This window comes from Anaerobiospirillum succiniciproducens DSM 6400, from assembly GCF_000482845.1.
Classification (GTDB): Bacteria; Pseudomonadota; Gammaproteobacteria; order Enterobacterales; family Succinivibrionaceae; genus Anaerobiospirillum; species Anaerobiospirillum succiniciproducens.
Genome location: NZ_AXWV01000012.1, coordinates 57,891 through 84,163, shown reverse-complemented (window position 1 = coordinate 84,163; position 26,273 = coordinate 57,891). Strand labels below are relative to the sequence as shown.

The following is a 26,273-nucleotide window of genomic DNA, read 5'->3' as shown; positions in this document are numbered from 1 at the left end:
TGCAAATGCCTAATTAAACATACTTTTTTGTGAGCAAAACGATGCTCTTTTGCATAAAGGTGCTGCATCAGTACTTCCTAAGCTAGTTCTATGTATATCTTTGGTACAATGGCTTGCCGTTATAAATTATTTTCCATCAGAAAGTATCAGGGGTTTCAGATGAGTCATACCGATAAAAGCGTGACAGACAATGAGCTCAAGCAAAATGATGACGCTATTAACACTAGCGATGTGGCTCAAGCTGAGGGTCAAGATGCAGTTGCTGCTAAGGTAGCTACAAGTGCTAGCACCACTGACTCAGTTGCATCTGTAAATGAGAGCGCCCAAGAGCAGTCTGAAAAGAATACCGATACCTCAAACTCATTAGCTTCTACTGATGAGCAAGCGGTAGATACTTTAGCATCTGATGATTCAGCAGCTGAAGATCAAGTCGCTGCAGATACCGCCGAGGCTACTTCACAAGATGAGGTCGTAGCCGAGGATGCTTCAGAAGATAAGAATGTAGCATCAGATAAGGATGTAGCAGCAGAGGATATAGCCATAGAAGATAAGGCATCTGAGACAAGTGCTGTTAATGAAACTGAAGGTGAGGCTGCTGCCTCGGCATCAGCATCTGCATCGGCTGCAGTATCAGCATCTGCATCAGCTGTAGCATCTACCTCTACTGTAGCCTCAGCAAAAGATGGCTCTGATAAGGCAAGCGGCGTGAAGTATAAAGGAGAGGATGTCCCTCACTTTAAGATGGGTGATGACGTCTCTGCTTATACTGGTCGACCACGTATTACTGAGGAGGAGAATAGAGCTTTAGCCGGAGGCAATCGCTTCTTCCATAAGGCTTTAGATACTGCCGCCCGTGCTCGTGGTGAATCCTATGAGCCATTTAGACTGCCTCCACACATGAGAGCAGCCCTAGCTAATATTGATGCTGAATCTGCACAAGAGCGTATGGAAGAGAAAAAGCGCCAAGCTGAAGCTGAGGGTAAAGTTCTCACTGATGAAGAAATTAAAGAGAAAGAGGGCGCTATTGAGTCTTTCCATAAGCTTTCTTCTGAGGAGTTTGAAGAGCTGCAGAAGCTAAGAAGCGAAAAGGAAAGTATCAGTGCTGGTGGTGCTCGCTTCTATGGCAAATATCAGGCACTCATCGAAAAGCAGCAAGAGCGTCGTGCCATTGCTCAGGCGAAAGTAATGCGTAACGTTAAGATCATCGGCGTAGTCGCATTAGGTTTAGTAGGCTACATGGCTTATAGCGAGTTCTTTGTTGACCGTAAGGCTGAAACCATCGAAAGCTTAAAGGCTGCATTGCCTTTAACTATTGATCAGCATACTTCTATGGTTCGAATCGATGATCGAACTGAAGATTTTAAGATCTACTTTGAAAAAGATCCTGCAGCTTATGCAGGTTTAGATGAGCACCAAAAAGAGGCAGCGCTAGATCAAGTTCAGAAAAATGCACCTGGCTTGTGCAAAAATCCATTGCTGCACAGTATTATCTCATCAGGACGCAAAGTAACTGTATTATTAGAGGCCACTGACAGAAGTTTCTTCCGCCAATACAGCATTGATAAGTGTCCAACTTCTAACCCACAGTAGTTAAAGTTTAGCTACGCTTAAGTGTTACACCACTTGCTAAACTAATCTAGTTAACTGCGAGCTTTAAAGGACGCTGACATTACTGAGGCGGTCTATTTTGAGGTTCACATTTCATGTTAAAGCTAGGTTTAGTTGGTTGGCGTGGTATGGTTGGCTCTGTTCTCATGGATAGAATGAGAGCTGAGGGCGATTTTAATCTTTTCGATAACTACTTCTTCACCACTTCACAGGCAGGTCTTGCAGCACCTGCTTGTGTCAACTTAAAGTCTGATGTTCTTTTAGATGCCTACAGCATTGAGGCTTTAAAAGAGATGGACATCGTCTTAACCTGCCAGGGTGGTGATTACACCAACAAGGTATATCCAGAGCTCATGAAGGCTGGCTTTAAGGGTTATTGGGTAGATGCAGCTTCTGCATTAAGAATGGCAGATGACGCAGTAATCATTCTTGACCCAGTAAACAAAGGTCTAATTGATCGTGCTTTAAATGACGGTATTAAGACCTTCGTTGGTGGTAACTGCACCGTAAGCTTAATGCTCATGGCTATGGCAGGTCTGTTTAAAGCAGATCTCATTGAGTGGGTTTCTTCATCTACTTATCAGGCAGCATCTGGTGCGGGCGCTAAGAACATGCGTGAGCTTTTAGTTCAGATGGGCCAGCTGCACGATTCTGTAAAGGCTGAGCTTGCTGATCCAGCTGCCAATATTCTAGATATTGAGAAGAAAGTTCGTGCCACTATGAACTCAGAGTCTTTTGAGACTCAGTGCTTTGGCGCTCCTTTAGCTGGTTCCGTACTGCCATGGATTGATAAGCAGCTTGATAATGGTCAGTCTAAAGAAGAGTGGAAGGGTATGTCTGAGACCAATAAGATCTTAGGTCTTCCACCTGCAACTATTCCTGTTGATGGTAACTGCGTACGTATTTCATCCATGCGTTGCCACAGCCAGTCTTTGACTATCAAACTCAAAAAGACCGCCTCTGTCAGCGAGATTGAGTCTTTAATTGCCGCTCACAACAGCTGGGTAAAGGTTGTTCCAAACGAAAAAGAGATTACCTTAAAGGAGCTCACCCCTGCATACGTATCAGGCACCTTAACTGTACCAATCGGTCGTATCCGTAAGATGATGATGGGCGATAACTACTTGTCTGCATTCACTGTAGGCGATCAGCTCTTATGGGGTGCAGCAGAGCCTCTGCGTCGTATGCTGCGTCTTATCGTTGATGCTACCGAGTGCAGTGGTTTTTGCGTTAAGTAATCGCCAACATACAAGGTAATTAGCACCTTACGCTTCAAAAAAGATTTCAGCACTTAATCTAAAGGGGTTGTCTAGAAATAGACAGCCCTTTTTTACGTGCCTTGTAATCACAATAGCGTAAAGGAGCGCATTTGATATTTAGTAAAACTACTAAAAGCCAGAAATCTAAACCTCAGCTAAGGTTTAGTTTGTATACTATCGTCATGCTAACAAAATCTTATGCTTGCTAAAGGAACTTACCATGTCTAGAAGCTTACGCAATTTATCCGTCTTATCTGCATTAGGATGCAGTGCTGCCATACTTTTAAGTGCATGTGGCGCTGACAATATCTCTGTTGTTAGGGATGGATACTTAGACTTTGACGCAAAGAGGAGTATTGGTGAGGCTTTTTCAATGTGTGCTTATACCAAAGAGGGTAGTTGGCATGAGCGTACTTTAAACGGTATTGATGTGCCAGCAGTGGTATATACCGCGACTGTGCCTAATGAACTGGTCGTGTCCTGGGTCATACCTGAAGCATCAGATGACAAGAAGCAAGCAGTTGTTAAACAGCTCAACAAAAGTGGCTTTACTCTTCAAACTGAGTTTGCCTTTAATGTCTTTAAGAATAAGAGCTTTGATCTTACATACGCTCAGCTCAAGTTTAACGGCCAAGTGATTGCTGCAGATAAGCCAAATCAAGATTCGCTCATTCAAAAGGTCTTCAACAATGAAGACATTACCTCTATGCAAGTACATAGCAAGGCAGCAGATGCTTTCCACTATGCCATGGCTAAAGCGCTGTTCAATGATGATGTACTTGAGAATGTACGTTTTGCTAATGTGGTTGGCCCAAACTCACGCACCTTTAGCTCCACATTAACCTTGAACGAGCAGCAAGTGCAAAATGCTTTTGCTCCTTTAGTCTTAAGCGAGATCACTAAGCTTAGTGGTGACGATAAAGAGTTAAAACTCACTTTAAAGATGACAAGTAATGTCTTTAATATTAATGACATGGCTTTAAATGAGTACGGTAAGACTTTGTATGAAGATAATTTCGGCATCTTTGGTGGCACTAAGCTCAAGGGTAGTGATGAGATCACCACCCTCATCAGTGAGTATGACTATATGCCGCTACTCAAGAGAGATATGACACTTACCAACGCGCCATCCAGTAACGATAAGTCATCATTAGTTGCACTAAGTGATCTTGAGCTTGGAGATCTGATATTTACTGATGAGCATGAAAATGAAGTGCGTGTAGATTTATCTGGTGATCAAGCCTCATTAATCGTAAGCCCTGATGTATCTGGTCAAAGACCTCTGCTTGAGTATTTAGATAAACAACAAGAGTTAATTGGATACACTTCTGTAGCTTACCCAATCATCGTGGGTGCCTCATACATCAGTCAGCTTACTGGCATTGATTCACAAGAAAGTAAGGCCAAGAATCTCATTGAGCTACGTAATAAGCTCATGAAAGAAGACGGCTCACAGGCTCCAGAAGCGTTAAAGCAGTCCTCTCAGATCTAGATATACAGTTGACTTAGCAATGTCTAGCTAGCAAGACTAGGCTTAAGCCATAACTCACATCGAAGCAAAGCCCAAGTGCATCTTATGCCTTGGGCTTTGCTGCTCTTATAGCTAGGCTAAAACACTTGCCTAGAGCGGGCGATGACGCACATGCCAAGCCCAGCCCCAAGTAAGAAGATGTAGACGAGCATACCGCGCCCAGCCCCAAGTAAGAAGATGTAGACGAGCATACCGCGCCCAGACCCAAGTAAGATGGATGACGAGCATACCACGCCAAGATCCAAGTAAGGTGGTAGCTGGGTAATCACCTGTGATCTTAGTGGTGAGGCTAAGAAACATTACATTGAACATAAGATCTATAAAATAGCAGTGGTGATCTTGATGCTGCATGGGAAAAAACGTTGATCTTTGAGACGATGTGGGCTTATGAATTGGCTTATTTATCATGTTTGTGTGGTAAGGCTGCGTGATCTTTTGAGGCTGTATAGATGCACCTTTATGCTAATGGCAAAGCCGTGATCTTTGATCTTTGGTGAAGCTTAGAAAAAATGTTTGCTAAATTTTTTGCCAAAATTTGCCGCCATAAAGCCCATATATATGGCAAATTGTGACCGAAACCGGAAACTTTTGTCACGGTGGTACTAAATATCTAAAAATGTATCCGTTAGAATAGTTAGGAAGACTCGTGTCTTCTTAGCAAACTAGAGCTTAGGACTTTAGTTAAAGCAACTACAGCTGCTAGCAACTCCGATATGTGCTGCAACACTGTGAGTGTGCTTAACAGCTTTATACGTAAAAGGGCTAAGATCATGATTTCAAAAGAACTACGTGACGTCTACCTTGTAGACGAACTGCAGCTAGGTCAAAGACTCAATGAGTCGCTGCACGAGGGTGATCAGACTGACTTTAACCTCATGTTAGCTATGTTATCCCCTGATGTAACCGATGCTGCTTGGACTCGTGGCCCAGATGAGGGTCAGGCTCCTGAAGATTTAAGAGCAAAGTTCTGTCTATTACCTGAGGTACGTAAGTATGCTCAGAGTGATGACTTCGATCGCGGACAAGAGTTTGCCGACATTATTCATGGTCATGAAGATGCCGAGATTGGTCGTTCACAGGTTTTCTTAGCTGAATGCTTAAGACAAGAGCCTCTCGTACCATTCAAGCGCGACTTAGCACCTGAGGTATATGCTGAATTAGCACCTTTAAAGAGAGAGAAGGTTAGAAAGCAGTTTGCAGGTGAAATTCTGCAGTATGAAACCTTCCAAGGCTCAGGTCAGAACATGGACGTTCTTGCTGAAATTAAGCACTCCAAGGTTCTTATCGACTCTAAGGTCTAATCTAATTCTAGACAAATAGCCCTGTGTCTAAAGTAGTGGGTTGATGCCCACCAAATAAAAAAAGAGTACCGATCGTTCATGATCCGTACTCTTTTTTCGTTTTAGGCCGCCTAAATTTCTTCACAGCGCCTGATATCGCACCGACTGCCATTAAATTGATCTAATGGCTGTACTTGTGCAAGGTCAAGGCAAACGCGTTAGGCCTAGCGCTTAAATACAAGAGCGCTAAGTTTAGTGGCGCAATATAAGATTGCAAGGCCTAGCGCTGCGAGGCAAGCCAAGAGAATCTAGGCTCGCTGCGGCTGTGGTTTGTGGGCCTTAGGCTTGTTGTTTAGAAGATCCAGCGGACACGGGTGCTTGCGTTAATGCCCTTGGAGCCGTTAGTGTTGGCGGTGGCACCTAAGCCTAAATCAAGCAGGATATCCTCACTGACACGCTTGGTGATCATGGCATTAGCTGCAAAGCGTACATCGTCCTTCTCGTTGATGCCGTAAGTGATGTAGCCATCGGAGTTCTTAAGGTTAATACCGATGCTGTCAGCTGAGCTGTAGATGTTCTTCTTAGCAGTAAATTGTAAGAGGTAACCCATATCCTCATTAAAGCCTTCAATCTCAAGACCAGCACCGAAGTCAACGGTGGTGTCGTTGAGGCTGTCGCGCTTAAAGTACTGAGACTCGCTATCTGAGGTGTGGCTCCAACCAAAGTCAGCTAATAACATTGGCTTAATGCTCAGGTTGCCAGTTCTAAAGTGATACTTAAAGTAGTTGGAGCTCATTAAGATCCAGCTATCCTCGTCAAACTTCTGCTCACCGATGAAGATATCAGGAGTGAAGGTACGATCATTCTTTAGGTAACCTGCAGTCAGATAAGACTGGAACTCAAAGCCTTCCTTTTGCTCGAAAGACAGATAGCCAGTGGCGCTGTACATGAGGCCTTCATCTTTAGAGCCCACATCTTCCTTATTGAGGCTAGTTACGCTGCCAGCAATACCTAAAACTAAGCGCTGTTTGTCAAAGCTAAAGAGGTGGTCATAACCTAAGTTAGAGCTTAATACGTTCTCTTTGAAGGTACCGTTCTTCTCAAGACCGCCACTGAAATCCACATAGATGGACTGGTTAGCCATTTGGGCATCAGAGATCTTGGACATCTCCATGAAATCACCGACACCAGCTACTGGCGCATACTGAGCCACGCTCTTGTAAGCTGCACGACGTAAGGAGGCTAAACGAGAGTCGACCACATTACGAATAGGCTTTACGTAGCTGTCTGGATTGATGGTTTTTGCAGTTTGATCGAAGATCTTTTCAGTACGATCTGCAATCTTGTTTAAGGCCTCAACACCTGCATCAACATCAGACATGGATAAAGCATCAATTACGGCAGCCTCTTGGAACTTGTCCTCAGATTTATCATTGTTCTGTACGATAGCGTTAATGATAGCCTTTTGAGTGTCTGATTTAGCCTCTTGCATGTACTGATAGCCAACTGGGCTGTAGAAAGTATCATCATCTAAGAGACGATCATCCTGCATCGCAGCAAAGCCATAGCCCATGCTTCTAAAGCCGGCATTAGACTTTTTCACATAGCGGTTATCAGTCAGAGTAAATACGACCTTATTGCCCTCAATCTTGCTGTTTGCACCCACGGCCTCACCCTTAAGAGTGAAGGCAATGTCATGGCTTGAGCGCTCATCTTTAAGCTCGTTGGCCTGAATTAAAGTATGCTGCTTGTTGAGGCTTAAGTTAGCAATCGACAGGAAGTCGTTAGAAAACTCTGCAGTAACCTTGGAGTTTTGCTTTAAAGTAAGGTTGTTAACACTCAGACCCACCCACTCGTGAGCACCTGGCAGTGGCTTATTTGGGTTAACGTCGCTCATGTGGAGCAGCTTATTAACGGTGATGTTGGCGCTCTCAGCTTTCTGCATGCCTGCAACATTGAGAGTATCGATGTTGATCATGCCGTTGTCGCTAGACTCTAAATTGCCATCATGTAAGTTCCACTGATCAACAAAGACATTAGCATTTCTGTTAGCAGCTAAAGTGCCTTGTACAGACAGTCCAGGCAGTCTAACTGTGGCGTTAGTTACGTCCACGTTCTGCATGGTAAGGGTAGCTTTTTCATCTTTTTCAATGACCACTTCTTTTTGAGCTTGGCTGATAAAGACATTGCCAAGTTCTAATGAGGAAGTGTCCTTAACATGGATACCCTTGTCGAGGATGCGAGTCAGGCTGTTCTTATCCACGGCTGTAAACTTAGAGCCATGTGATAGATCAAAGCTTGCGGACATCATCTTCATGTGAGAGGTGATGGTGGAGTTGTCAGCTTTGATATCACCCTCAAAATAGATGCTTTCATCTAAGATGGATTCACCTTCTTTGAGGTCTTGTCTAAAGTCAAAGCCAGTTACGTTATCGCCAGCGTAGTTGTCACGGAAAGTCTTGATGTTGCCACCAAATTGAATCTTGGAGTCTTTAGCATCAATATTGGTAAAGAGATTAGTGTTGCGACCTACAGCTAAAGCAGCACCATCAAGCTTTAAGTTATCGAACATGAAGGTGCGTTGCTTCCAATCAGGCTGACTAAAGTCATTGCGCTGATTGTTGCTCATGTAGTGAGAGTTGTGCTTGTTATTAGCCTCGTTCTCTTTGTTCTTGATGTCGTTTACATAGTCTTTGGCACAAGGGATTTGGAATGGGCCTAGATTGCACTTTGCCTCACCAAAAGTTGCGTGAGTAACAGGCAGACCTTGCATGGTGAGCTTGGCATTCTTAACTGAGATATCGCCCTTGATCATCACGTCGCCATCTAAGATGAGGTTGCGCTTATTGTGCAAGGTCTCATCGTCGACCTTATCGTTAAACTCATGCTTAACGTTGAGGTTGCCGTTAAAGTTTCCGTGATAGGCGTAAGGTGCCTTTAGGTTAAAGTTGATGTCAGCGCGAGTGCTCTCATTGGTGTTGGTGATAGTCGCACCGTCATCTGCTGCAGCGATCTGCTCAAAAGTTAAGCTATGGCCATTAACATCTAAGGTACCGCCATGACGCGCAAAGTAGATACCGTTGCGGCCATTATCCGTATTTAAAGCCTTATCATGATCGAGCTTTACAGTGGCATAGCCATTGGTCATGTGAATGTTGTTAAAGCTCTTTTCAGCCTTAAGCACCACAGTACCATCGCCAACCTTGAGGTTGTTGCCCTGAGTGACGTTCACATTCATGGTGCCTTGGCCAATCTTATGGAGATTGTCACCCGCAACACCCTTCACGTTCCACTCTAAGGTTGATCCCTTGCCAATGTCGATACCTGCGCCCTTGTAAGAGAAGCTCTCGCCTTTGACTACATAATTGTTGTCTTTATCAAAGATAAGGCCGCCAATACCTAAATGCAGGTCTTTAGTGAGGTTAATGGTACCGCCACCGGTAAATGAGAGATCTTTGCGATCCTCAAATTGACCAGCGGTTCCACCAATGGTGTACTTGTGGATATCGTTGCTATCAAAAGTCAGCTCACCCTTGTTAAGCGCAACTTCATGGGTGTGCTGTTTTTTAAGCTTATCTACAGCCTCTTGATTCCACTTAGCATACATGAACCAAGTTAATTTGCTAGAGCTTGCAATGCCATGCAGAGCACCAGCTGATACCCACTGTTGGTTTAGATTGTCCCAAATCATGATACCTGAGCCACTATCACCAGTGGTGGTGATATTGCTAAGGGAACTCATGTTTTTAAAATTAATCCACTCTGTACCCTTGCGTAGATCACTAAGAGTATAGAAAGAGGCACCTAAAAGTTCTGGACGGTATGAGATATCCTTATAGTCTACTCTACCGTTCTTATCCTGGATTGACAGCATGCCAGCACCAGCACGGTAGGCAATAACTTGCTTCTTGCCATCAATCATGACGCCATAGCGGTCGACGAAATCCTCATAGCTTAAGGAAGTGTCGATTCCACCAACGCCACGAGTTTCAACCACGAACTTATCTAAGCGTACAGCAGAAAAGTCAGCGCTCTTAATGCCGTAGTCGACTGAGACTTCACCTGCTTGTGCAGTGTAGGTAGTGTTGCCCCATGATGGATTTAGTACAGAGTGATGCCATGGGCCGAATTTCTTATTGTGGGTAGCTGTAACCATGTAGGCACCACCAATTGAGGTGACTGAACCTTGGTTAGAGACAACTCCCATATCAGGGTAGGGTACATTAGGCAGCTTTAGAACAGTGCCGTCTTTACGCTTGATCTCAAGACCGGTAGCGCCACGTTCAAATATGCCTTTGTTTTGCGCCATATCTAAGTAGTCGCGCATCCAGTGATTTTGGATGTTGACCTGCAGCGCATTAGCGTCATTAACGGTGGCAACTAATAAAGTAGGAAGAATTAAGAGCCATGGTTTAAAAGGTAGTTCTGGCTTAATACGGACGTATTGTGTCTTAGGAGAGGTCTTCATCTTCAATCGGGCCTTATTACTGATCCCGCGCCTCTTTAGCTGACGCGAGAGCAAACTCTGAAAACTCAATACCAAACAGCAGTAAGGTGATCACCTGCATATACTCAGCAGCTAGAACTAAAGTAAGCCCAAACGTACTAAGAACAACAACAAGAACAAGAGTCTTAATCACTTTTGAATCTGCTGAAGGCGTGGCGGCACTGATTAACTCATAAGCGATTAAGTGCAAGCATTGCACTTCACTCATGCAGTAAGCTCTGAAGTTGCCTAAGTGGTAAAGCAAGCTGCTTTATTTCCATATAGGCATCTGTGTCTTACGAGGGAGTGTCTATCAGGTACCTTGCAAAGATTAAAAGCTGTCGTTTTTGACAGCAAAAAAACGGATAAACCCATACATAGTACGGATAACCCCACGAGGAGTACGGATAAAACCACGAGGGCTAGGCATGGCTAAAATAATGGCTTATATGCCGTATGAAAGGCTTAAAAAAGCCTATTCAAACTTTACATGTTAAAAGTGATACATAATTGCAATAAAAGCCGTATTAGTGCCATTTGCCAAACTCTTTTGAGTGTAACAAAGACCTAGATATACACAGAATAGACTACATAACATTTGTCTAAAAATGATTGTATTAATGCTATATTTTATATCTAGTTTACATACAAACAGTTTAATAACGTCTGTACAAAAGCCAAAAATTGGGAGTGGATATAGAACTTATATGTGGCCTTCAAATGTCAGTATGCGATGCGCTATGTAAGTGGTGTGATCAACTTGATAAGTTTGATGATTTGCTAGATAAGTGAGGTGATCAGTTTGAAAGGCATTGAGAGCAGGAGGGGCTTTGAGGTGTTTAACAAAGGGGTGCAAAAATAAAGATTTGCAAAAATAAAGAGGTGCTGCTAAGACACAGCCTCAGCTGTGGCTAGCAACACCTCAATTAGCAATAAATAGTTTCTTTAGGATGTTATGGTATAGCGTTAGAAGAGCCAACGGATACGGCTGTTGGCGTTGAGGCCGTAAGCACCATTAGTGTTGGCTGTAGCACCGATACCAAAGTCCATCATAATATCGGTACTAATACGCTTGGAAATCATGGCGTTGGCAGAGAAGCGAATGTCGTTACGTTCTGATAAGCCATAAGAGATAAAGCCATCTGAGTTCTTGAGGTTAATTCCAACACTATCTTCTGAAGAGTAGATGTTCTTCTTGGCTGTAAATTGGAAGAGATAACCCATATCCTCATTAAAGCCTTCAATCTCAAGACCAGCACCAAAGTCTACAGTAGTCTCAGCAAAGCCCTCACGCTTGAAGTAAGTTGATTCACTGTCAGAAGTCTTATTCCAGCCTACATCAGCAAGAAGCATAGGCTTAATGCTTAAGTTGCCTGTTCTAAAGTGGTACTTAAAGTAGTTGGAGCTCATGAGCACCCAACTCTTCTCATCAAACTTCTGTTCGCCTAATGAAATCTCTGGTATGAAAGTACGATCGTTCATCAGGTAGCCAGCGGTCAGATAGCTTTGCAACTCAAAGCCTTCTTTTTGTTCAAAAGAAAGATAACCACTTAGTGAGTACATCAGACCTTCATCCTTTGAACCCACATCTTTCTTGTTAACCTGAGTTACAGTACCTGCAGCACCGAGGACTAGACGATCATTGCCAAGCTTCAATACGTGGTCATAACCTACGTTTGAGCTAAGTACGTTTTCCTCATAAGAGCCATTCTTCTCAATACCGCCACTCATGTCCATATAGACGCTATTATTAGCAATCTTGTGATCTGAGATCTTGGCACCATCAAAGCTGTCTCCTAAAGCAGCTACAGGAGCGTATTGAGCTAAACCTTTATAAGCACCACGACGCAGTGAAGCCAAACGTGAGTCAACTACATTGCGAATCGGACGGGTTAAGGTATCTTGGTTAATGTTCTTAGCTGTCTTATCAAAGGATGTTTCAGTACGGCTAACAATGTTGTTTAACGCTTCAACACCGGCCTCAACATCAGTCATGGATAAGGCATCTTTAATTGCTGCTTCTTGGTACTTATTTGGTGAAGATGCATTGTGCTCAAGAATAGAGGTAATTACCTCAACAGCATTTTCTGACTTGTTCTGTTCTAAGAACTCATAGCCAACTGGGCTGTAGAAAAAGTCGTTGAGCAGTTTGTCATCTTCAGGTTTACCAAAGCCTGGACCACCATTGCCGTGGTCTGGATCGAAGTAGCTATCCTTAAGGGTAAAGCTGATCTTGTTGCCATCTATTTTGCTAATGGCATTAACAGCCTTACCTTGAAGGGTAAAGTCGATCTTTGACTTTAAACGGTCATCAGTAAGTTTGTTGGCCTGAATTAAAGTATGTTCCTTATCTAAGCTTAAGTTAGCTAATGACAGGAAGTCATTGGAAAACTCAGCTGAGATCTGAGAATCGCGACCAAAGGTAAGCTCATTGACGTTAAGACCAACCCACCCGCTGTCATTTGAGTTGAGAGAGTTAGGGTTAACATCCTTCATCACCATGCGATCTTTAACATAGATATTGGCGCTGCCAACGTCTTGTTTACCTAGCACTTCTAAGGACTTGATGTTAATGACACCATTGTCATGAGAGGCTAGGTTGTTATTAGTTAAAGTCCAGTTTTTTACATTGATTGAGGCATCTTTGTAAGCATTAAGACTTCCTTTAACCGCGCCATCAGGTAAGGTTAAAGAGGCCTCAGTGACGATAACATCTTCAATTGAGAGAGTGGCGTTATCATCTTTTTCGATGACGATATCTCTTTTAGTCTTCTCAACAAAGATGTCGCCTAAGATTAACTTGGAGCTGTCTTTTACCTTAATGCCAGCATCTAAAATGCGGGTAACGCTATCCTTATCTTTAGCCTCAAATACTGAGTTATTGCTAAGATCAAAGGATGCTGCCATGGTTTTAGCATAAGAGGTGATCTTAGAGTCTCTAGCAGTGATTGCACCTTCGTAGTAGATGCTCTCATTGTCTATAGACTTACCCTCAATGAGGTTTTGTCTAAAGTCAAAGCCGGTAACATTGTCACCTGCGTGATTGTCACGGAAAGTGGCTACATCACCACCAAATTGAATGGTGGAACTGACCGCATTGATGTCAGTTAACAAGGTGGTATTACGGCCAACGCCTAAGGCTGCATTGTCTAAGTTTAAGTTCTTAAACTTAAAAGTACGCTGCTTCCAGTCAGGCTGATCAAAAGAGTTGATCTGATTGTTGCTCTTATAATGACTGCCGTATTTATTATTATCTGCCTGCTCTTTATCCTTAATATTTTGGACATAGTCTCTTTGACATGGGAATATTGCAGGATTACCGCATTTAGCCACACCAAAGTATGAATGGGTAACAGGCAGACCCTGCATAGTGAGCTTGGCATTTTGAACAGAGAGATCGCCATCAATATCGACATTGCCATCTAAGATCAGATGACGTTCTTTATGCTTAATCTCATCGCTAACTTCATCAGCAAACTTATGATTTACATTTAGCTTGCCCTTGAATTGTCCATGATAGGCATATGACCATTTAGGAAGCTTAAAGTTGATGTTTGCAATTTGATTGGCAGTATTAGTGACAATTGCGCCTTCATCTGATGCGGCAATACGCTCAAAAGTTTGAGAAAAACCATTGATATCTAAGGTACCGCCATGACGGGCAAAGAAAATACCGTTGCGGCCATCGCCGGTATTTAAGGCGTTTTGTGTGTCGAGCTTAACAGTGGCGTAACCATTGGCCATGTAGATATTGTTAAAGCTCTTATCAGCTTTAAGAATGACCTTGCCATCGCCAACCTTTAAGTTGCCACCTTGAGTGACGTTGACCTCTAAGGTGCCTTCGCCAATCTTGTGGAGGTTTTCATTAGCAACACCTTTAGCGTTCCACTTTAAGGTACTGCCTTTTCCAATATCAATGCCGGCACCCTTGTATGAAAAGGAATCGCCGTTAACAATGTAGTCATTGTTGCTATCGAAGATCAGACCACCAATGCCTAAATGCAGATTCTGCTTTAAGTTGATGGTGCCACCGCCAGTAAATGATAGATCTTTCTTGTCACCAAAGGTCTCTGCAGCGGCTTGACCAATGGAGTACTTACGCATCTCGGTATCATCGAAGGTAAGTGTTTGGTTTGCAAGAGCAATCTTATGGGTGTGTCTAGCTTTTAATTCATCTACGACTTTTTGATTCCACTTGCCATATCTAAAGAAAGTGACTTGGCTATTGCCTAAGATACCGAAAAGTACACCAGCAATTACCCATTTTTGCTTTTGATTATCCCAAATAAGGACACCAGAGCCGCTATCGCCAGTGGTAGTGGTATTAGATAGTGACTTAAAGTTCTGGAAATCAATCCATTCAGAGCCGCGACCTTGCCCTCTTAAAGTAAAGAAAGAACCACCGAGGAGCTCAGGCTTATATGAGACATCACGATAGTCGGTCTTGCCATTCTTATCTTGCAAAGAGAACATGCCAGAGCCGGCACGATAAGCAATTACTTGCTTCTTGCCCTCATACATCACACCATAGCGCTCGACAAACTCTGCATCAGTAAGATTTGTCTCAATGCCTTCAACGCCACGTGTTTCCACAACAAACTTGTCTAAGCGAATAGCAGAAAAGTCACCTCTGCCGCTTTGGTGGTCTACATGAATGTCTGACTGAGCGTAATAGGTAGTTTTGCCCCACTCTGGTTTGCCAACTGACACATGCCAAGGTCCATATTTTTTGTTATGTGTGGCCGTAACAGAGTAGGCACCGCCAATAGAGGTTGATGAGCCTTGATTGGCAACAACACCCATATCAGGGAATGGTACATCTGGCAGCTTAAGGATGGTGCCATCCTTACGCATGATCTCAATACCAGTAGCGCCGCGCTCAAAAACACCTTTATTTTGTGCAAGGTCTAGGTAGTCACGTACCCAGTGATTACGTATGTCTAGTTGCAGCGCATTGGCATCATGCACTGTAGCTACCAGCAAGGTAGGCAGAATAACAGCCCATGGCTTAAAAGGGATCTCTGGCTTAATACGGACGGACTTTGACTTTGTTGGAATCTTCACAGGACAAGCCTTAATAAATCTAGCTCTAATGCCTACTTAGGAAAGGCATTAGTACAACTCTCTCTTCTTTGCAAAAACAGCAAACCTAGAAAAAAGGCTATAAGTCGCATCCTAGCAGAGAGTGTCTGCTCGCAAGACAATAGAAGGCACGACTGAGTAGTGACGCTTTAGTATAAAAAGTGCATACAAGCCAACAACTATGAGGTTGCTGTGAAATGGTACGCGGAGAGTACCAATTATCTAGATACACACTTAAGCTTACGGTGCGAGATTCTTGGTTAAGAATTGTTTTAAGGCCATCGATTTCTTGATTTACATTCATATATAAAATATATGACAGTCGTTATATCTATGATTGACAGTCAAAATATATAAAACAGTATGTGTATTATGTTGTATCAAGCACGGTTTTGTCTTTGTCGTATCAAAAATGGCCTGTATATCTGTTTTATTTGCAGTAAATGGCGGGTGTCTTAAGAATCACTACCAACTGACGTGATCTAAGTCAGTTTTTCCCAATATATAAAAATGCACAAAGTATTTATCAGTATTGTCTAGCTACAACGATTTAACTGATGTTTCTCGTCAAAGATGAGTGCACCGATATTATTAAGACAATATGTAAATGGATAAAAAGATGGGCTTACTCTGATGAGCAAAAGCTATGGCAGAAGCATCAATACCTTTGATTAGCAGAGGTTAGGGTAGACGCATCGATACCGTTGATGCGCAAAGGTTAGGGTAGACGCAGCGATACCGTTGATGCGCAAAGGTTAGGGCAGAAGCATCAATACCTTTGATTAGCAGAGGTTAGGGTAGACGAAGCGATACCGTTGATGCGCAAAGGTTAGGCAGGAAGATTAATACCTTAGATGCCCAAAGGCATCTAAGGGGATAGTCTCATTTATATAGAGGCTCTAGGCGTTAGCTAGCGAGTTCTTAGTGCGTGTAACTCGCGGTTGTCATCTGACTCTTTATCGCCTTTCTTTAAGATCACCATAACAGCACCAGTACCACCTTTCCACTCAGGAGCAGAGTGGTAGGCTAAGACTTCAGGCATTTGTCTAAGCCAGTGAGCAACGTAGCTCTTTAAGGTTGCTTTACGCTTTAAATGCTCTCGTTCACCCTTACCATGAATGATCAGAACACAGCGGAATCCTTCTTTGCGAGCGTGCATGATAAAGCGACGGGTAAACTCGTAGGCCTCTTCAGTAGTCTTGCCATGCAAGTCGATAAAGTCAGCCTCACGGTATTCTCCGTTTTTAAGCTTTTTAAGAAGGAAAGGTTGGGCTCCATTACTTCTGTATGCAAGCACCTCGGTAGGCGCAACCATTGGCACATGCGTAGAGGAGAAATAGTCGATGCTCTCCTCTTTAGTGTCACGTACAGCCGCCTCCTTTTTGATTCTGGACTCTTCTTTGTCCATGCTTGGGGCGCGTACTTCGATCTTGTCTTGTTCAATCCTAGTGACTTTGCCTAACTGTTCAGCAAGATCGATATTGTCGATATTTTGAATGACTTCCTCTTTAAGCAGATCCTCAAAGGAAAAGTCGTTATTTTCTGAATTTGCCATGAATAGTATCCAGCTGAAGTTATAGGAATTAAGCTATGAACAATCGTCTTGATTTGGTATCTATCTTAGATATTAAGGTCGATGATAACGCTTAATACTAAGAGAATCAGACCGCACATTCTAATCTTTCGCATAGAGTAAAGTATAGACTGACGATCTGGATTAAGTTCACCTCCAACTTTTGGTAGGCGCAAGATTTCACCTTGGTAATAGCGAGGGCCGCCCAAAGTGAGATTTAAAGCACCGCCTACAGCGCCAAGTACCATACCTGATACAGGTGCAGGGTATCTGGAAAATCCATCAAAGCCGCATACTACATGTCTAATTGGGTTTTTAGAAAATACTAAGACGAACATGAGCACTATGGCAGGAATAAACAGTAAAGTCTGGTGCACAATAAAGATTGGTTTGCCAAAGCGATAGTTGCCTTGTAACTTATAGTTAAAGCTGCGGGACATGATATTTACTGTCTGCATCAAGGTAGCGCCCTCAATGCCGGCGATGAAATACCAGACCATTACTGCAAACCAGCCGCTAAAGATGCGCAGAATGGCACTCTCGCTACAAGCTTTAGCAATGCCCATTTCAGATAAAGGCTGTGTCTCTCTGAGCACAATATCCGACAGTAGGTCTTTAGCTTTATCTTTAAAGCCCTCATGAAGAGCACGATACACTACGACTGAGCGATCTTGAACAAACTTAAGATCAAGAACTAAGAACATCACAACTAAAGATATGATGTAGTCAAAGTCAGAGATGATGTCCAGGGTAAATACCAAGAACATGACTACAAACAAAATCAGCGTAGGCAGAATAAATCCTGCAAAAGCTCTTTGTGATGTGGAGATGCCGGGGCGGTTAACCTTACGTGCAAGTCCAGTGAAGATAGGGGCTAGACCTTCAAGCTTTAAGCTCTTAGGAATAGGTATGAGCATCTGCAGCACTACGGCTACAGCTAAGACTAAGGCAGGCTCTTGAATTAAGATCCATGGATCAAATTGTCCTTGATTAAAGAGTTGATCCCACGCGATCTCTGTAGAGGTGCTAGATTGTGCGGTGCTCTGTTGAGTTTGATAGCTACCAAGAAGATCAGCCTTGCCTGATCCCATGAGATCAACTGATACTTCATCAACTTTGCTAGAGCCTAGATTAAGAGCTGCTGATACATCCTCAGCATCAAGCGGTAAGGTGAGATTGATCGGTGGATTCATATTCTAAAAGACCAAATTGTGCATAAGCTCTTTGCTATGTGCATTAATGGTCTTTCCTCATTGTTAGCTTTACCTTAGATGTACAGCAAAGCTCAAGCGCATCAAAACAGCTTATGACCTTATGTATAGAGCGATAAGCTGTTTAGCTTTCGCTCGTTAATCAAGATCTTATAGCACGGGCCTAATAGAGCCATGTTAAAGCCATATACCGTGTGAGCTTGAGCCTTTAGTAGTTATAAAAGCTAGCTAAGAGCTAGCTTTGATTACATGGCCTTGATTAAAGCTAAGAGCAGCTTAGCACTGTTATCAGCAGCAAGCTGTACAAACTCATCAAAGACCTTTGGACTATCGCCATCAGCAGTGTCAGATACAGAACGGATGACTAAGAAAGGAACCTTAAAGTCGCTGCAAACATGAGCAACTGCAGCACCTTCCATCTCAGTAACCATAGCCTCAGGGAAGTCTTCGCGCATAGCAACACACAGTGGCTTATTGGCAATGAACTGATCGCCTGTTAATACGTCACCAGTGCATACATTTGGCTCAAAGCCCTCATCAGACTTGAGCTTAGCGGCAACAGCCTCAGCCTTAGCGATCAGAGCATGATCAGCATTGAAGTACTGCTCATATGAAGGCACCTGACCACGCTTGTAACCAAAGATCTTAAGATCAAAGTCATGGTAGGCAAGCTTATTGGAGATCACGATATCGCCAATCTTAAGGCCTGGACCAATACCACCGGCGCAACCTGAGTTAATGATAGCGTCGCACTTAAAGTGCAATGCTAAGGTTAAAGCAGCCTCTGCAGCACAGACAGTACCGATACCTGACTTAACTAAGACAACCTCATGTCCGCTGTATGAACCACTGATGTAATCACGGTTGCCGATATTTACGACGCTCTGATTCTCAATAGCTGCTTTTAAGAGGGTAACCTCTTCTTCCATAGGACCAATAATACCGATACGCATACGTGTTTCCTGATTAAGTGGCAGTCTAGCTAGCCAGATACCAAAGACAAACAGATAACTGACGAAGATCTTATTGTAGATGGTGTCAGTTGATAATTTAGCCTTAATAGCTTAGCCGTTATTGTATGTTCTAAAGGGTACAACATAAAGCCCCGTAGTATAAACAGTAGCCAAAATGCCACGACTATATGTAGTTCTGTTGGTAGCAAAATGCCTTGGCTATATGTATCTGCGTCAGTGGCTAAATGCTTTGGCTATACGAAGTTGAAACGCTTGGCAAAAGACCAGGGAGTGATGCTTGATAGCAGTGGCCATAATCGCATCAAGAACGCCGCATCTGTTATCTTGCTTTGTCGTGAGTTGTAGTGGCGATCTTGGCTGTAAGTATTAAGTTGCTATTAAGAGTGGTGATCTTGCCAGACTTTTCTTAGGCTAGCCTTGAGAGCACGAGGGAAAAGGGGCAGTTGCTCTGCAGTTTTAGGCATTGAGATCGTGAGTGGTTGTGCGGGCGATAGAGGCTATGGACATCTTATGATCTGACATAGCCGGAAATCTAAAGAGAACTCTTGTGAGGAAGTGCTGAAATTGTGTGCAAGATCGGTGCGCTACTAGCGCCGCAATGGCTATGATTGTTCTCTAGTTGATAATTTTTTGCATCTTTGTAGTGAGAGGATATGCAGTTCATGTGCTCGTGCACATTTAAAGACTTAGTTGCCAATAGCGGTGTGATTATGTTTCAGATCTGAGTGTATTTTTACATGATGTGCTAAAGGCCATTGTAGCGCTTGGATGTGATAGCTATCAAGTTTTTGCATGCCTTAGAAAAGATCAAAATGTAGCTGCTCAGGTTAAAAAAGGAGTCTTTTTCCCTTATTTCAGTGATGATGATCCCAAGCTGAAATGATGAATTTGACAAAAGCGCTCATAGCTCCAACAAAATTGCTAAAAAATCCCAAAGAGTAGCCAATTTTTCTTGGATCCAAGAAAGCTACATGATTCTTTGAGTATTCTCACAAAAGGAGTGTGCTGCAATAGCTTATTTAGTATTGATGTTGCACAATCAGCATATAAGTTTCTTACATCTGCTAATAACAACTGTAGTTTTCATTACTCAAAAGCCTGTCAGATGCACTAGGAGATTACGCTAGTGAAGCTCTTACGACTTTTTGGTCAATTGGAACACAACTGACAAGCGCCATCATATGCGCTGTGTCTTTAGCACTTAGATAAGATCCCATAAAGATACGAAAAGCACCGCCCAAAATGGTTATATAAAAAGCCCATCAGATCTTAAGATCTTAAAATAAAGGGCAGATAGCGAGTGCAAGATCAAGGTGATCTTATCTATAAAAGAAGTTTTATAAGCATGGCAGCGTAAAGTTTTAACTTACCGCTTGCTGTATGCTTAACTTAAGACAGGCATGATGGCAGAACAAACACGCTGTACTGACAGCAACTCAAGGTAACATCGCATCGCTAAGCAATTACAACAAGATGTTGCCTATAGGATGTTGAAACCAAATTTATAGAAAGCTGAAGAAAAAGAGGTCAATTGATGGAAAACGCACGTGAAGTGGCTAAACAAACATTAGCTCTGGTTTTAGCAGGCGGTCGTGGAAGCCGTTTGCACATGTTGACTGATTATCGTGCAAAGCCTGCTGTCTTCTTCGGCGGCAAGTTCCGTATTATCGACTTTGCTCTGTCCAACTGTGTAAACTCAGGCATTACTCGTATTGGTGTTGTTACCCAGTACAAGTCACACTCTCTGCTTCGTCATATTCAGTCAGGCTGGTCATTCCTTCGTGGTCAGTTCAATGAGTTCATTGATCTTCTCCCAGCTCAGCAGCGTATTGATGAGGAGCACTGGTACCAAGGTACTGCAGATGCTGTTTACCAGAACATCGACATCATCCGTAACCACAAGCCAAAGTACATTGTGATCTTATCTGCTGATCACATCTACAAGATGGACTACACCGCAATGGTCATGGACCACATCAAGAGCGGTTGCCCAGTTACTGTTGCTTGTATTGCTATTCCTCGTTGTGATGCTTCAGCTTACGGCTGTATGCAAATTGACAACAATGCCATGGTTACTGACTTCCTCGAGAAGCCAAAGGATCCACCAGGCATGCCTAATGACGAGAACCACACCTTAGCCTCAATGGGTATTTACGTCTTCAATGCAGACTACCTCTATGAGGTATTAACCGCTGATGCTAACAACGAAAACTCACGTCGTGACTTCGGCTTTGACATCATTCCTGCATTAGTTCAGCAGCATAAGGTTCACGCTCACGACTTTGCTCTGTCATGCATCCGCAACCAGGGTTGGAAGGACATCTGCTACTGGCGTGATGTTGGTACTATCGACGCTTACTGGGAAGCAAATATGGATATCGCAGCTGTTCAGCCACAGCTGGACGTTTACGATACCGTATGGCCTATTTGGACTCATCAAGAGCAATTACCACCAGCTAAGTTCGTACAGGACATCTCCGGTGCTTCATCAGTGGTTATGAACTCCGTATGTTCCGCTGGCTGTATCATCTCAGGCTCCTCTTTATGCCACAGCGTGCTGTTCACCGATACTCGTGTGCACTCTAACTGCTGCTTAAATGAGACTGTAGTTCTGCCTTCTTGCGTAATCCACCGTGGCTGCCGCTTAACTAAGGTAATCTTAGACCGTGGTGTTGAGCTGCCACGTAACCTCATCATCGGTGAGAACGCGACTCTTGATGCTAAGCGCTTCTTCCGTACCGATGCAGGCGTTGTTTTAGTAACTCGCGAGATGCTTGATAAGCTGCGTGAGAACGAGCCACACCTTTACGAAGGTTTTGATGAGTACAGCGCAACTAGCTCACCAATTTACTAATGTTAAAACCTAGTTTTAACTAACTTTGCAAAGCAGCGGCTCTCTTAGAAAACTAAGGATGCCGCTGTTTTTATTTATGCATCTTGCAAAAGCTTGAGTCTTAGAGGCTGTGGCAAGATCTAAGTATTAGATAACGACGGCCAAAGTGTTAACGCTATTGCTGTAAGTCACAAGATGCGAGCTTGGTGACCACAGCATTAAACTGATTGGTATATGTACATGGAACGTATTACATCAGCAGAGATCTTTATAAGTTTGTTTTGTCGCGATCGCTTTTATTCCGCGACTCATATGCCATTCTTTACACAGCACTTCTCGCCACATTTCTTTAAGCGCTCTGTGTATGAAGACATGTCTCGCGCTTTATTGCGTCGTGCCTCTTTAGATCCAAAAGCTGATTTATCCGAAACAGTTGAGCCGCTCTCAAGCGACTCTACCTTGTTTTCTAAAGACATAGACAGAGACGATACTTTCGTTAATCACTTTAAGCCATACTCATCTTTGTACAGCCATGAGAACGTCAAGATGACCACTCAAGAGGCTGCTGATAGGGCGGTGACCAACGTTAAACGCGACATTAATAATCGTCGCTATAGTGCAGCTGATGGTGATCGTGAACAGGTAGAGAAGTTCTTGAGCAGTGACGATCTGCAAAATCGACGACTCTTTGCTCAGTACCGCTATGCAGTACGCTACAACCTTGAAGAAGACCGTGCTAGGGTGATAACGAGTGCGCCATTTCGTCGCATGCAACAAAAGACGCAAGTCTTTCCTTTAGATATAAATGCCTCTTCAAGATCACGTTTGACTCACTCAAATGAGGTGGCTGCTTTAGCTAGGTATACTCTCTACGCTATTGCAGGACAAATTCACAACGTTAACCCATTGCTCAATGAGATGGTTACCTGTGTTGAGACTGCAGCTTATCTGCATGATATAGGCAACCCACCATTTGGCCACTTTGGTGAACAGGTAATTCGTGATTGGATTACGCAAGAGGTTCAAAAGCACGCCGATAAGATCAGCGCTGAAGAGAGCGATGATCTGAGAGCCTTTAATGGCAATGCTCAAGGCTTGAGACTTGCTCACACTGTTTATAAGCTCAATTTGTCTTTAGGACAGATTTCATCTTGTATCAAGGTTCCATACACCTGCAAGGAACTTAGAGAAAGCTCTATTAGTGAGGATAAGATCCACGCTAACGTGGGCTGCTATATCAGTGAGAAAGAAGTGCTCGATATGATTCGTTCAAGCAATCTTTCATCTAAGCGTCACCCGCTATCATTGATCATGGAGCAATGTGATGATCTTGCATATGTGCTTGCTGATCTTGAAGATGCCTATGATCGCCATGTCTTAAAAGACAAAGAGATTTATCATCTCTTTGATAGCCTCATTACTTTCATTAAGTTCAATGCTTGCAGCACCACATGCGATAAATGCATTAGTGCTTGTACCTGCGCAAATGGCTATAAGAAGCTATCTTACGGTCTAAGTAGTGAGATGGTAGCCTCACTAAAGTTTGCTGCACCTGCTAAAGATAGCGCATCTAACAAGAATGCAGCTAAAGAAAGTGGCTCTGCAAATGGCAGCGACATCACCGCTGCTCATAAAGAGGCAGTAAAAACACAAAAGAGTAAGCAAGATAAGAAAGGCAACTTCGGCAAGAAGGTGCGCATCAATCGCAAAGGTGAGAGTGCTTGTGTCTATGAAACAGTTGATTACTCTGATGAAAAGGTCAGCTTAGATGTGGTACTTGAGGACATGATTAAGCACGCTTACACCCGCATGAAGAATGATTCATTTGGTGTACTGCAGCTTGTGCATGGCAACAATCCTATCCCTCTGACTGAGATGATGGAGCAGCTTGGTGTTAGAGCACTGCTTGCGCTCTTTAAAGAATGTATTTCCACTTATTACATCTTAGACATAGTCAATACCATTAAGGAAAATGAGCGAGAGTTCTTTGAAGAGGGACGTCTAAATATTACTTATTACGGTAATGATGCTCATAAGGCAGTTGAGTTTATTCGCCTCTTTGAAGAAAAGGCCATCTATACGGATAATGAGGTCATGTCCTTAGAGATGCAGGGCGCAGCTTGCATCAAGGGCTTATTCAATGCCTATAGTCATTTATTGGGACTGAGTGAAGATGCATTTTACAAGTGCCTCAGTGCAGATGAAGGAGATATGTACTCTCGACATTTAATGCACCGCATTCCAAGGCGTTGCAAGGAGGGCTATTTAGATGCCGTAAAGGCTGGTACTAGCTCTGAGATGTATTCACGTATTCGTATGCTCATTGACTATATTTCTGGTATGACTGACACCTTTGCAGCACACGAGTTCTCCATTCTCTCAGGTTTGAGATCGCCATCATCTATTATCTAAAGGCCTTTACCCATTAAGCTCAATTGAGTTATTGGTTAGATTGAAGCATATATATCCTGTCAGGCTGTCAACATGGCCGGGTATCTATACAAGCTGTTAGGGCAGTTTGGTTTCCCTAAAATCTATGGGTAGAAGAGCTTTTGTGTATTTGTGGCGTGAGGTGATGTTTTACAGACCAAAAAATATGGTTTGTTGACGATCAACGTTGCATATAACTCAACTAGTTTTTCTCTGAATTTGTTGCGTGCGTCTAATTTACGAGAAAAAAACATCTCTCAAGGCACTATACGCACATGATGTGCTTTGTTTGATGCATGATTGCTGTTATGATCTTTAGATTCGCTTTTACTAGATATGTAAGCTAGTGAAGCTAAGAGTTATCGGTAATTATGCTTTTAGCTGTTCTTGCAAGCGCTGATGTTTTCGCTACATCAGTGTTTACAGCTAGAGGCTTTGGTGGATTGTAAGCACATTTATAAGCTTTAAATGCTGCAAATGTGTATGGCTTATATTAAGCTCAAGTTTAAGGCCTGTAGGCCGTGCTGGTAACTTTAGAGTAGTTATGCAGGAGTATTGACTGATGAGTGAACAAGTCCTCGATGTAAACGCAGAGGTTACGTCAAGTGAGGATGCAATTTTTGATGATATTCGTCCATGTCGAGATGACGAAGCTCATCATGAGTTGACCGTTATTCAAAACGATGAGTCCTTGGTCAATGGCATAGTCAGGCTCCGCTACCCACGTTTAAGTAAGTGGATCGGCCCGATTCTGCGTATGCGCGTGCGTGCGTACATTAAGTCTGCCGTTGCGAATATCCACTCTATTCAAGATTTCCAGTTACAGGTAGCTAAAGCTGTCGATCGTATGATCGAAACTACCACTGACGGCATCACTTATAAGGGCTTTGAAAAGTTAGATCCTAATCAGGGCTATCTGTTCATCTCCAATCACCGTGATATCTCTTTAGATCCAGCTCTGATCGATTATGCATTGCATAACTATCACAACAACACCATGCGCATTGCAATTGGCGATAATCTCTTAAAGATGCCAGCTGCTACTGCCCTGATGCGTTTAAATAAGAGCTTCCTCGTAAAAAGAGCAATCACCTCACCACGTGAGCTTTTAAAAGAAGTTACTCATCTGTCTCATTACATTGGTCTTTCTTTGAAAGAAGGTCATTCTATCTGGATTGCACAACGAGAAGGTCGCGCTAAGGATGGTAATGATTGCACTGAAGAGGCAGTACTCAAGATGCTGCACATGTATGGCCGTAAGCAACATAAGGGCTTTGGCGAGTACATGCGTTCACTCAAAGTCGTTCCAGTATCCATTACCTACGAGTATGATCCAGGTGATTTAGCCAAAGCTGCTGAGCTTTATGAAAGAGCTCAGAACAATGGCCAATATAAGAAGGGCGAGTTCGAGGATATCCGTAGCATCATCAAGGGTATTAAGGACTACAAGGGTCGTATCAGCATCGTAGCTGGTAAGCCAATTGATCAGGACTTTGAAACTCCATCACAGCTGGCTGCGATTATGGATAAGTTCATCTATGAGAACTATGCCATGTACCCAAGCGTGCTCTTAGCAGCTAAAGCTTTAGGCTATGCTAATGAGAGCGATGTAGCAGACATCAGCTCTGAAGATAAGATTAAGTTCAATAATCGTATGGACAGCTTCCCAGAGCACTTACGTCCAACTATCTTACAGATGTACGCCTACCCATTTGTAAATCGCAACCGCGCTTTAAAAGGCGAGCTTGATGAGGCTATTGCTGCACAGAGCAAAGCTAGCTAAGTACTAGTACCAAAGTTTATTTCCTCAACAACAGTGCTACTTACGTGGCACTGTTGTCACCACCCTACATAACCCCCGCCCACTTACCAAGCTAATCTTAGTCACAGTTCTTTTGCCGTACGAAAGCTTTTGGCCACCTTTTGATCCCGAAGATATTATTGCTAGCTAACAAGACGAGCTAAATCAGGGTAAGGGTGAGACAGTAAAATGAATCCCCGGCCCT

Annotated in this window: 13 protein-coding genes; 7 read left to right on the top strand and 6 right to left on the bottom strand. The window is 43.2% G+C overall.

All coding sequences use genetic code 11. The features are described 5' to 3' along the window. Positions 1-159 precede the first annotated feature (159 nt). From H524_RS0101165 to H524_RS16170, 4 genes are all read left to right on the top strand, one after another. Positions 160-1,590, top strand: coding sequence for a hypothetical protein (locus H524_RS0101165; protein ID WP_027938908.1), 1,431 nt, complete (start codon positions 160-162; stop codon positions 1,588-1,590). Positions 1,591-1,703: 113 nt separating this feature from the next. Next, a complete protein-coding gene (gene asd, locus H524_RS0101160; RefSeq protein WP_027938907.1) occupies positions 1,704-2,846 on the top strand; it encodes an aspartate-semialdehyde dehydrogenase in 1,143 nt (380 codons plus the stop codon). Positions 2,847-3,087: 241 nt separating this feature from the next. Continuing rightward, positions 3,088-4,359: a hypothetical protein gene (locus tag H524_RS0101155; protein WP_027938906.1), complete on the top strand. Its 1,272-nt coding sequence runs from the start codon at positions 3,088-3,090 to the stop codon at positions 4,357-4,359. A gap of 809 nt (positions 4,360-5,168) precedes the next feature. Further along, positions 5,169-5,699, top strand: a complete 531-nt coding sequence (locus tag H524_RS16170) for a VC2046/SO_2500 family protein (RefSeq protein ID WP_169726110.1) — start codon at positions 5,169-5,171, stop codon at positions 5,697-5,699. Positions 5,700-6,030: 331 nt separating this feature from the next. Here the strand turns inward: H524_RS16170 and H524_RS16165 are convergent, their stop codons facing one another. The 6 genes from H524_RS16165 to H524_RS0101120 form a co-directional block, all read right to left on the bottom strand. Then, complete coding sequence (locus H524_RS16165; RefSeq protein ID WP_052338829.1) at positions 6,031-10,146, bottom strand: S6 family peptidase; 4,116 nt, start codon at positions 10,144-10,146, stop codon at positions 6,031-6,033. 16 nt (positions 10,147-10,162) lie between these two features. Further along, positions 10,163-10,393 (bottom strand): hypothetical protein, encoded by a 231-nt coding sequence (locus H524_RS0101140; protein WP_027938904.1) that lies wholly within the window; start codon positions 10,391-10,393, stop codon positions 10,163-10,165. A 737-nt stretch (positions 10,394-11,130) separates the two neighbouring features. Then, the gene (locus tag H524_RS16160) at positions 11,131-15,228 is read right to left on the bottom strand and encodes a S6 family peptidase (RefSeq protein WP_052338828.1); all 4,098 of its coding nucleotides are present in this window, start codon (positions 15,226-15,228) and stop codon (positions 11,131-11,133) included. Positions 15,229-16,156: 928 nt separating this feature from the next. After that, complete coding sequence (locus tag H524_RS0101130) at positions 16,157-16,801, bottom strand: Smr/MutS family protein (RefSeq protein WP_027938903.1); 645 nt, start codon at positions 16,799-16,801, stop codon at positions 16,157-16,159. A 65-nt stretch (positions 16,802-16,866) separates the two neighbouring features. Continuing rightward, positions 16,867-18,012, bottom strand: a complete 1,146-nt coding sequence (locus H524_RS13560) for a cobalamin biosynthesis protein CobD/CbiB (RefSeq protein ID WP_044121186.1) — start codon at positions 18,010-18,012, stop codon at positions 16,867-16,869. Positions 18,013-18,275: 263 nt separating this feature from the next. Continuing rightward, positions 18,276-18,983 carry a 5'-methylthioadenosine/adenosylhomocysteine nucleosidase gene (locus H524_RS0101120; protein ID WP_027938902.1) on the bottom strand — a complete coding sequence of 236 codons (708 nt, stop codon included), beginning with the start codon at positions 18,981-18,983 and terminating at the stop codon, positions 18,276-18,278. A 1,555-nt stretch (positions 18,984-20,538) separates the two neighbouring features. Between H524_RS0101120 and glgC the strand changes: the two genes are divergently transcribed. The 3 genes from glgC to H524_RS13550 all read left to right on the top strand — a co-directional run bounded on the left by glgC (position 20,539) and on the right by H524_RS13550 (position 26,050). Further along, a complete protein-coding gene (gene glgC, locus H524_RS0101115) occupies positions 20,539-21,858 on the top strand; it encodes a glucose-1-phosphate adenylyltransferase (protein ID WP_027938901.1) in 1,320 nt (439 codons plus the stop codon). Between the two features lie 219 nt (positions 21,859-22,077). Then, positions 22,078-24,249 carry a dGTP triphosphohydrolase gene (gene dgt, locus H524_RS16155; protein WP_052338827.1) on the top strand — a complete coding sequence of 724 codons (2,172 nt, stop codon included), beginning with the start codon at positions 22,078-22,080 and terminating at the stop codon, positions 24,247-24,249. Positions 24,250-24,829: 580 nt separating this feature from the next. Further along, positions 24,830-26,050: a 1-acyl-sn-glycerol-3-phosphate acyltransferase gene (locus tag H524_RS13550; protein ID WP_044121184.1), complete on the top strand. Its 1,221-nt coding sequence runs from the start codon at positions 24,830-24,832 to the stop codon at positions 26,048-26,050. Positions 26,051-26,273 lie beyond the last annotated feature (223 nt).